11 protein-coding genes are annotated in these 8,688 nt (G+C 70.3%); 9 read left to right on the forward strand and 2 right to left on the reverse strand.

Features of this window, described 5'->3' with window-relative positions; genetic code table 11:
• The first annotated feature begins 4 nt into the window (after positions 1-4).
• The 5 genes from erpA (at position 5) to H537_RS0132720 (ending at position 3,674) form a co-directional block, all read left to right on the forward strand.
• Positions 5-418: an iron-sulfur cluster insertion protein ErpA gene (erpA, locus tag H537_RS0132700; RefSeq protein ID WP_084151125.1), complete on the forward strand. Its 414-nt coding sequence runs from the start codon at positions 5-7 to the stop codon at positions 416-418.
• A gap of 90 nt (positions 419-508) precedes the next feature.
• Entirely contained in the window at positions 509-832 is a 324-nt protein-coding gene (locus H537_RS0132705) for a HesB/IscA family protein (RefSeq protein ID WP_029001251.1), read from the forward strand.
• 12 nt (positions 833-844) lie between these two features.
• Positions 845-2,746, forward strand: coding sequence for a Fe-S protein assembly chaperone HscA (hscA, locus tag H537_RS0132710; protein ID WP_029001252.1), 1,902 nt, complete (start codon positions 845-847; stop codon positions 2,744-2,746).
• A 9-nt stretch (positions 2,747-2,755) separates the two neighbouring features.
• A complete protein-coding gene (fdx, locus tag H537_RS0132715; RefSeq protein WP_051243983.1) occupies positions 2,756-3,142 on the forward strand; it encodes an ISC system 2Fe-2S type ferredoxin in 387 nt (128 codons plus the stop codon).
• A gap of 55 nt (positions 3,143-3,197) precedes the next feature.
• On the forward strand, positions 3,198-3,674 hold the full coding sequence (locus H537_RS0132720; protein WP_029001254.1) for a DUF1579 family protein: 477 nt from the start codon (positions 3,198-3,200) through the stop codon (positions 3,672-3,674).
• Between the two features lie 4 nt (positions 3,675-3,678).
• Here the strand turns inward: H537_RS0132720 and cowN are convergent, their stop codons facing one another.
• Positions 3,679-3,984 carry a N(2)-fixation sustaining protein CowN gene (gene cowN / locus H537_RS0132725; protein ID WP_029001255.1) on the reverse strand — a complete coding sequence of 102 codons (306 nt, stop codon included), beginning with the start codon at positions 3,982-3,984 and terminating at the stop codon, positions 3,679-3,681.
• A gap of 35 nt (positions 3,985-4,019) precedes the next feature.
• Positions 4,020-4,760: a Crp/Fnr family transcriptional regulator gene (locus H537_RS0132730; protein ID WP_029001256.1), complete on the reverse strand. Its 741-nt coding sequence runs from the start codon at positions 4,758-4,760 to the stop codon at positions 4,020-4,022.
• Positions 4,761-4,978: 218 nt separating this feature from the next.
• Here H537_RS0132730 and nifV point away from each other — a divergent pair, with 218 nt between their 5' ends.
• From nifV to H537_RS0132750, 4 genes are all read left to right on the forward strand, one after another.
• Positions 4,979-6,121 (forward strand): homocitrate synthase, encoded by a 1,143-nt coding sequence (gene nifV, locus H537_RS46840; RefSeq protein ID WP_043461093.1) that lies wholly within the window; start codon positions 4,979-4,981, stop codon positions 6,119-6,121.
• A gap of 23 nt (positions 6,122-6,144) precedes the next feature.
• A complete protein-coding gene (gene nifW / locus H537_RS0132740; protein WP_029001257.1) occupies positions 6,145-6,495 on the forward strand; it encodes a nitrogenase stabilizing/protective protein NifW in 351 nt (116 codons plus the stop codon).
• Between the two features lie 115 nt (positions 6,496-6,610).
• On the forward strand, positions 6,611-7,459 hold the full coding sequence (locus H537_RS0132745) for an electron transfer flavoprotein subunit beta/FixA family protein (RefSeq protein WP_029001258.1): 849 nt from the start codon (positions 6,611-6,613) through the stop codon (positions 7,457-7,459).
• A gap of 25 nt (positions 7,460-7,484) precedes the next feature.
• Positions 7,485-8,582: an electron transfer flavoprotein subunit alpha/FixB family protein gene (locus H537_RS0132750; RefSeq protein ID WP_029001259.1), complete on the forward strand. Its 1,098-nt coding sequence runs from the start codon at positions 7,485-7,487 to the stop codon at positions 8,580-8,582.
• Positions 8,583-8,688: the final 106 nt, after the last annotated feature.

Raw genomic sequence — 8,688 nt, forward strand, 5'->3', positions numbered from 1 at the left:
CACCATGGCCTGCCAATCCCAGCCCAATGCCGCCGGCAGCTGCAGCACCAACGCCGCCCCCCCGGTGCCCGTCGAGCTGCCCGAGGGCGCCGAGCCCATCAGCCTCACCGAAGCCGTGGTGAGCAAGGTTTCCGAGATGCTGGCCGAGGAGGGCGACCCCGCGCTGCAGCTGCGTATCTTCGTCACCGGCGGCGGCTGCTCGGGCTTCCAGTACGGCTTCGCCTTCGACGACGAGCGCAAGGAAGATGACTTCCGCATCGAGCGCGACGGCGTCAAGGTGGTGGTCGACGCCATGAGCATGCAGTACCTGGTGGGCGCGGAGATCGACTACGAGGACAAGCTCGAAGGCGCCCGCTTCGTCATCAAGAACCCCAACGCCTCCAGCACCTGCGGCTGCGGCAGCTCGTTCTCCGTCTGACTCTTCACCACATCGGCGTCCCTCGCAGGCCGCGCCCACCGTGGGCTGCGTGCATGCGGGGATGCGAATGACATCAGAAAGGCAAAAGCCATGTCCCTCAGCGTGACCCCCAAAGCCGCCAACCAGATCCGCAAGGCGCTTGCGCAGCGCGGCGGCGGGCTGGGCCTGCGCCTGGCGGTGAAGACCAGCGGCTGCTCCGGCTACGCCTACGCGCTGGAGTTCGCCGACGAGGCCGGCAACGACGACCTGCGCTTCGACAGCGAGGGGGTGACGCTGCTGGTGGACGCGGCCAGCCTGCCCATGATCGACGGCACCCAGCTCGACTGGGTGCGCGAAGGCCTCAACGAGGGCTTCAAGTTCAACAACCCCAACGCCGCCGCCACCTGCGGGTGCGGCGAGAGCTTCGCGGTCTGAGGAGGCGCTGCCATGGCCCTGCTGCAAATCGCTGAACCCGGTCGCAGCGCTGCCCCGCACCAGCACCGTCTGGCCGTGGGCATCGACCTCGGCACCACCAACTCGCTGGTGGCCACCGTGCGCAGCGGGATGCCGCAGGTGCTCTCCGACGCGCAAGGGCGCGGCCTGCTGCCTTCCGTGGTGCACTACGGCGCCTTCGGCGGCCTGCTCGTCGGGCACGAGGCCCAGGCCATGGCCGCCTCGGACCCGCTCAACACCATCGCGTCGGCCAAGCGCCTGATCGGGCGCCGCCTGGCCGACGTGCAGCAGAACATGCTGCCCTACGCGCTGGAGGCGCTGTCCGACACCGCGGTGGGCGTGGCGACGCGCCAGGGCGTCAAGAGCCCGGTGGAAGTGGGCGCGCAGGTGCTGCGCGCCCTCAAGGAACGTGCCGAAGCCACGCTGGACGGCACGCTGGTGGGCGCGGTGATCACGGTGCCGGCCTACTTCGACGACGCGCAGCGCCAGGCCACCAAGGACGCCGCCCAGCAGGCCGGCCTGCACGTGCTGCGCCTGCTCAACGAGCCTACCGCCGCGGCCGTGGCCTACGGGCTGGACAAGGGCAGCGAAGGCACCTACGTCGTCTACGACCTGGGCGGCGGCACCTTCGACGTCTCGGTGCTGCGGCTGCAGCGCGGCGTGTTCGAGGTGATCGCCACCAACGGCGACGCCATGCTTGGCGGCGACGACTTCGACCACCGCCTGGCCGAGCATTTCATGGCCGCCACCGGCGGCGGCTGGGGCCAGGAGACCGGCGCGCTGCTGGCCGCCGCGCGCAAGGCCAAGGAAGCGCTGAGCGAGCACGGGTCGGTCGAGATGCGTTGCCGCCGCAACGACGGCCGCGAGGAGGTGCTGACGCTCACCCGCGCCGCCTTCGACGACCTCACGCGGCCGCTGGTGGAGCGCACGCTGGGCCCCGTCAAGCGCGCGCTGCGCGACTCGAAGCTGCGTGCGTACGAGGTGGACGGCGTGGTCCTGGTCGGCGGCTCCACCCGGCTGCTGCAGGTGCGCGCCGAGATCGGGAAGCTCTTCGGCAAGCCGCCGCTGACGGACATCGATCCCGACCAGGCGGTGGCGCTGGGCGCGGCGATCCAGGCCGACCAGCTCGCGGGCAACCGCAGCGGCGACGGGCTGCTGCTGCTGGACGTGAGCCCGCTGTCGCTGGGCATCGAGACCATGGGCGGGCTGGTGGAGAAGATCATCCCGCGCAACAGCAGCGTGCCGGTGGCGCGCGCGCAGGACTTCACGACCTTCAAGGACGGCCAGACGGCGCTGGCGCTGCACGTGGTGCAGGGCGAGCGCGAGCTGGTGTCGGAGTGCCGCTCGCTGGCGCGCTTCACCCTGCGCGGCATCCCGCCGATGGCCGCCGGGGCCGCCCGCATCCGCGTGAGCTTCCAGATCGACGCCGACGGGCTGCTGTCGGTCAGCGCCGTCGAGCAGCTCTCCGGGGTGCAGGCGCACGTGGAGGTCAAGCCCAGCTACGGGCTGGCGACCGAGACCGTGACCGGGATGCTCAAGGACGCCATGGGCGCCGCCGCGGACGACAGCGCCGCGCGCATGCTGCGCGAGGCGCAGATCGACGCGCGGCGGCTGCTGGATGCGACCGAGGCCGCACTGCGCGAGGACAGCGAGGCGCTGCTGCAGCCGCAGGAGCGACAGGAGATCCTGGCGGGCATGCAGGCCGTGGCCGACGTGCTGGCCGAGTCCGCCGCCATCGAGGGCACGGCGGAGGACTGGCGGCGGCTGCGCGACGCGCTGCGCAGCACCTCCACGGCGCTCAACACCATCACCACGCCCTTTGCCGGGCGCCGCATGGACGTGCGCATCCGCCAGGCCCTCTCCGGCCAGCGCATGGACCAGCTCGCCGCCGCCTGAAGGAGCGCCATGAGCACCGAAGCCAAGGACGCCGCCGCCCCCGCGGCGGCCGCCGTGCCGCTCACGCACATCCGCGTGCTGCCGCATCCCGACCTGTGCCCGGAGGGCAAGGTCTTCGAGGCCAAGCCCGGCCGCAAGCTCGTGGACGCGATGCTGGACAACGGCATCGAGATCGAGCACGCGTGCGAGAAGGTGGGCGCCTGCGCCACGTGCCACGTGCACGTGCGCGAGGGCGCCCAGTTCCTGGCGCCGGCCGACGACGAGGAAGAGGACCAGCTCGACGACGCCTGGGGCCTGGACGCGCAGTCGCGCCTGTCGTGCTGCGTGAAGGTGAAGGGCGCGGAGCTGGTGATCGAGCTGCCGAAGTTCACGCGCAACCACGCGCGGGAGCGCTGAAAACAGCGGGCCTTCGCCTTGCCGGGAAGCTCCAGGCCTCACCTGGAGCTTCGCCATGTCCGCCACCCCCCGCTCGCCGCAGCGCACCGCCCAGCACGCGGCGCTGAACATGTTCCTGGGCACCTGGCACGCCACGGGCAGCTCCTACGGGGGGTCGAGGCAGACGCGGGAAGCGCCCCGCGCGGCGCCCTCGGCCTGGACCAGCACGCACACGGCCTACTGGCACACGGGCGGCTTCTTCCTCATGCAGGACGAGCGCGCCATCGTGGACGGCGGCCCCTTCGACACGCTGAGCATCCTGGGGGTGGACCCCGAAACCGACCGCTGCTTCGTGCGCAGTTTCGAGAACCACGGCTTCCAGCGCCTCTACGCATTGCGCCAGGAAGGCCGCGTGTGGACGCTCAGCGGCCCGCTGGAGCGGGCGCGCATCGAGTTCAGCGACGGCGGCCGCACGCAGAACATCCATTGGGAGTGGCGTCCCGACGACGGCTGGCTGCCGCTGTGCGACCGGGTGGCGGTGCGGGTGGACTGAAGGCTTACATGCACTCGTCCTCCAGCTTCTCCAGCAGCGCCATGCCCTCGGCGTCGCCCTTGGCCTCGAACAGCTCGCGCACGGGGTTCACGAAGCTGGAGAGCAGCAGCAGGTCGTCGAAGCGCGGGCCCAGCGTGGCGTTGCGGCGCTTGTGGAAGTAGGTCCAGAACGCGTCCATGGGCTCGCCGCCCAGCGTGTAGCGGTCGATCAGCGCCATCACGCGGCGCGTGTTGCCTTCGCAGTCGATGCCCTGGAAGGAGACGTAGCGGTCGGTGGCGGCGGCCTGGGAGTCACGGCAGAGGCAGGTCATGGCAAAGCACCAGTGGGGTTGAGACGCTGCCAAGGCTAGGGGCCGGGCACCGGGTGCGTCTGTCGTCCAGCGGACGTTTTGCAGCCGGCCGGTGCCGCCGGCTCGCGCGCCGCGCCTTCGCTCAGCCAGGCCTCCAGCCGCGCCAGGTCCGGGATGAGCAGCTGCTGCCGGCCCTGGCGCAGCACGAGGCCCTCGCGCTGCATCTCGCCCAGCACGGCCGACACCGTCTGCCGCCTGGAGCCCAGCAGCAGCGCCACGTCGGTGAGCGACATGCGCAGCGGCACGATCCAGGCGGCCGCGGCGCCGTCCCGCGGCGGCGCGATGCTGCCGCGCCGGCGGGCGCTGTCGATGAGAAAGTGCCCCAGGCGCTGGCGCGCGTCCCTGAAGGCCAGGTTCTCGACGATGGCGATGGTGTTGCCCAGCAGCGTGCCCAGCGTGCGCATGATGGTCGCCACCGCCGAGGGCGCCTGCGCCAGCCGCTGCGAGAAGCGCCGCGCCTCGATGAAGCTCAGCACCGTGGGCTCCACCGCCACCACGAAGGTGGGCGTGTGCGTGGTGAACAGGTCGCCCGGCTCCAGGAAGGCCAGCGTGAGCTCGCGCTGCTCGTCGGCCAGGTAGATGCGCACCCGGCCGCTGCGCACGACGAAGACGCGGTTGGCCTCGCCGCCCGGCGTGCTCACCAGCTGACTGCGCGCATAGCGGCGCGGCGTGAACTCGGCCAGGAATTCCGCCCCGGCGGGCGAATCGAGGAACTGCACGAAGTCGCGAGGGTTCATGCGCCACGATGCGCAACATTCGGGCCGCCACGCCGCGCTTGACGCAAGGCAAGCGCACGGCCACGGCAGGCGTGCGCCCTGTAGGTAAGGCGACAAAACACACATCCGCGAGAAGTGCCGCGCAGGGCACGAAAAGCCTTTCCTCACGGGGACTTGCAGCGCACGGCCGACATGGCACGGGGCTTGCGAACCTACCGGCCACGAAGCCCGGAGCCCCCATGAAGCCACTCAGTTTCGTCCTCAACGACACCACCCTGCGCGACGGCGAGCAGACGGCGGGCGTGGCGTTCACCGACATGGAAAAGCTCGCCATCGCCAGTGCGCTGGACGAGGCCGGCGTGCCGGAGATGGAAGTGGGCATCCCGGCGATGGGCGCGCAGGAGGTCGACCTCATCCGCGCCATCGTCGCCAGCGTCAAGCGCGCGCGCACCATGGTGTGGGCGCGCATGGCACGGCCGGACCTGGAGGCCGCGCTGCGTTGCGGCGCGCACATCGTCCACATGTCGGTGGCGGTGTCGGACCAGCAGATCCACGCCAAGCTGCGCCGCGACCGCGCCTGGGTGCTGGCCACCATCGCCGAGTTCGTGGACCGCGCCCGCGACGCCGGTGCGACGGTGAGCGTGGGCTTCGAAGACGCCTCGCGCGCGAACCCGGCCTTCCTCTGCCACGCGGCGCGGGTGGCGCAGGCGCACGGCGCGATCCGCGTGCGCTACGCCGACACGCTGGGCGTGCTGGACCCGTTCGGTACCTGCGAGCGCATCGCGCAGCTGCGCGCCGAGACGGACCTGGAGATCGAGATCCACGCCCACGACGACCTGGGCCTGGCCACCGCCAACACGCTGGCCGCGCTGCGCGCCGGCGCCACGCATGCCAGCACCACGGTCAACGGCCTGGGCGAGCGCGCGGGCAACGCCGCGCTGGAGGAGGTTGCCATGGCCGCACGCCACATCCACGGCGTCGATTGCGGCGTGGACACGACGCGGCTGCCGCTGCTGTCGCAGCTGGTGGCGCAGGCCGCCAACCGGCCGGTGGCCGCGGGCAAGAGCATCGTGGGCGCGGCCGTGTTCCGCCACGAGTCGGGCATCCACGTCGATGGCCTGCTCAAGGACCGCGGCAACTACGAAGCCTTCGCGCCCGAGGAGCTGGGCCGCACGCACGAGCTGGTGCTGGGCAAGCACTCGGGTTCGCATGGCGTGCGCGCCGCCTGCGCACGGCTGGGGCTGGTGCTTGGCGAAGGCCAGGCCGAACAGCTGCTCTCCGACATCCGCCACCTTGCCGTCACGCGCAAGCAGCCCCTGACCGACGCCGACCTGCGCAACCTCGTCCTCAACACCGCCACGCGCCAGTCCCTGGCCGCCTGAACAGACCACCCCCGGGAGACCCCATGGATTCGCTCACCCAGCGCCTCAAAGCCCTCTCCAGCGCGGAAGACTTCCTGCATTTCTTCGGCGTGCCTTTCGAGGAGCGCACCGTGCACGTCAACCGGCTGCACATCCTCAAGCGCTTCTACCAGTACCTGCACAAGGCCGAGGGCCTGTCCGGCCTGGACGAGGTGGAGCTGTTCCGCCGCTACCGCGAGCTGCTGGTGCAGGCGTACCAGGACTTCGTGAACTCCACCCCGGCCAAGGAGAAGGTGTTCAAGGTGTTCCAGGACACCGACGGCACGCAGCACGTGCAGCTGAGCTCGCTGCGCGACAGCTTGGCCGAGCGCCGCGCCGCGCGCGCCGCGGGTTGATTCAACCTCAACAGGTTCCCCGTTCGGGCTGAGCTTGTCGAAGCCCTGCCACCCAGTCCGGCCACCGGCCCTTCGACAGGCTCAGGGCGAACGGAATTCAAAGGAGATCGTTGCCATGCACATCGTCGTCTGCATCAAGCAGGTGCCGGATTCGGCGCAGATTCGCGTCCACCCGGTCACCAACACCATCATGCGCCAGGGGGTGCCGGCCATCGTCAACCCCTACGACTTGTTCGCGCTGGAAGAGGCACTGCGCCTGAAGGACCAGTTCGGCGGCCGGGTGACGGTGATCTGCATGGGACCGCCGCAGGCCGAGGACGCGCTGCGCAAGTGCGTGAGCTTCGGCGCCACGGACGCGATCCTGGTCACGGACCGCTCCTTCGCCGGCGCCGATACGCTGGCCACGAGCTACGCGCTGGCCGCGGCGATCCGCAAGATCAGCCAGGACCAGCAGGTGGACCTGGTGTTCACCGGCAAGCAGACCATCGACGGCGACACCGCGCAGGTGGGCCCGGGCATCGCCAAGCGGCTGGGCATGAACCTGCTGACCTACGTCAGCCGGATCGTGGAAGTCGACCTGGACAAGCGCCGCATCAAGGTCGAGCGCCGCGCCGAAGGCGGCGTGCAGCTGCTCGACACCACGCTGCCCTCGCTCATCACCATGCTCGAAGGCACCAACGAGATGCGCTTCGCCACCATGGACGACATGCTGCGCGCGGGCCGTTGCGCGGTGCGCCGCTGGAACAAGGACGACGCCGGCATCGAGGACATCACCAAGATCGGCCTCAAGGGCTCGCCCACGGTGGTGAGCAAGGTGTTCGGCCCCACGCCGCGCAGCGAGAAGGCCGACATGATGGTTGTGGCCGACACCAGCGTGAACGACGTCTGCCTGAACCTGCTGCAAAAGATCTTCACCACGCACCCGACGCTCGAAGAAGAGACCGTCGAGCGCCTGAGCGCCTGAGTGCCCGAGCCCCGGAGAAAAGACCATGAGCGAAGCTGCCAAGCCCGCCGCCCGGCCCACCGCCGCCCGCGGCCGCAACACCGAGCTGCCCGAACACCTGAAGTCCTACAAGGGCATCTGGGTGTTCGTCGAGCATGACCGTGGCCACGTCAACCCGGTGAGCTGGGAGCTGATGGGCGAAGCCCGCAAGCTCGCCGACAAGCTCGGCGTGGACGTCAGCGGCGTGGTCATGGGCGGCCCCGACGAGACGCTGGATGCCTTTGCCAAGGAAGCCTACGTCTATGGCGCCGACCACTGCTACATCATGCGCGACCCGGTGCTCAAGGGTTACCGCAACGAGCCGTTCACCAAGGGCCTGACGGACCTGGTCAACAAGTACCAGCCCGAGATCCTGCTGCTGGGCGCCACCACCATGGGCCGCGACCTCGCCGGCTCGGTGGCCACGACGCTGGGCACGGGCCTGACCGCCGACTGCACCGAGCTCAACATCGACGGCCGCGCGCTGGCCGCCACGCGCCCGACCTTCGGCGGCTCGCTGCTGTGCACGATCATGACGCTGGCCTACCGCCCGCAAATGGCCACCGTGCGTCCGCGCGTGATGCGCATGCCCAGGCGCGACGAGAGCCGCACCGGCGACATCATCGAGATGGCGCTGGGCATGGTGGAGATCGACATCGTCACCAAGCTGCTGAGCTTCATTCCCGACGCCGAGCGCAACACCGTCAACCTGGCCTACGCGGACATCATCGTCTCCGGCGGCAAGGGCCTGAAGAACGGCGACAACTTCAAGCTGGTGTGGGAGCTGGCCCGAGTGCTGGGCGCCGAGGTGGGCGCCACGCGCGCCGCGGTGCAGGCCGGCTGGGCCGAGAACGAACGCCAGGTCGGCCAGACCGGCAAGACGGTGCGCCCGCGCCTGTACATCGCCGCGGGCATTTCCGGCGCGATCCAGCACCGCGTGGGCATGGAAGGCTCGGACGTGATCGTGGCAATCAACACCGACCCCAACGCGCCCATCTTCGACTTCGCGCACTACGGCATCGTCGGCAACGCGATGCAGGTGCTGCCCGTGCTGACCCAGGCGTTCCGCGCGCACCTGGACAAGCGCATCCGCAAGGTCGCCTGAGGAGCATCGACATGGCCAAGCACGCCAAGGAAAAGTTCGATGCGATCGTGGTGGGCGCGGGTGCCTCGGGCAACGCCGCGGCCTACACGATGGCCAAGGCAGGGCT

Source organism: Azohydromonas australica DSM 1124, assembly GCF_000430725.1.
Lineage (GTDB): Bacteria > Pseudomonadota > Gammaproteobacteria > Burkholderiales > Burkholderiaceae_C > Azohydromonas > Azohydromonas australica.

Coding starts and splice junctions, on each gene's coding strand:
- erpA (WP_084151125.1), top strand. CDS start 5: ATGGCCTGCCAATCCCAGCCCAATGCCGCCGGCAGCTGCAGCACCAAC.
- nifW (WP_029001257.1), top strand. CDS start 6,145: ATGGATTCGCTCACCCAGCGCCTCAAAGCCCTCTCCAGCGCGGAAGAC.
- cowN (WP_029001255.1), bottom strand. CDS start 3,984: ATGACCTGCCTCTGCCGTGACTCCCAGGCCGCCGCCACCGACCGCTAC.
- hscA (WP_029001252.1), top strand. CDS start 845: ATGGCCCTGCTGCAAATCGCTGAACCCGGTCGCAGCGCTGCCCCGCAC.
- nifV (WP_043461093.1), top strand. CDS start 4,979: ATGAAGCCACTCAGTTTCGTCCTCAACGACACCACCCTGCGCGACGGC.
- fdx (WP_051243983.1), top strand. CDS start 2,756: ATGAGCACCGAAGCCAAGGACGCCGCCGCCCCCGCGGCGGCCGCCGTG.
- H537_RS0132720 (WP_029001254.1), top strand. CDS start 3,198: ATGTCCGCCACCCCCCGCTCGCCGCAGCGCACCGCCCAGCACGCGGCG.
- H537_RS0132750 (WP_029001259.1), top strand. CDS start 7,485: ATGAGCGAAGCTGCCAAGCCCGCCGCCCGGCCCACCGCCGCCCGCGGC.
- H537_RS0132730 (WP_029001256.1), bottom strand. CDS start 4,760: ATGAACCCTCGCGACTTCGTGCAGTTCCTCGATTCGCCCGCCGGGGCG.
- H537_RS0132705 (WP_029001251.1), top strand. CDS start 509: ATGTCCCTCAGCGTGACCCCCAAAGCCGCCAACCAGATCCGCAAGGCG.
- H537_RS0132745 (WP_029001258.1), top strand. CDS start 6,611: ATGCACATCGTCGTCTGCATCAAGCAGGTGCCGGATTCGGCGCAGATT.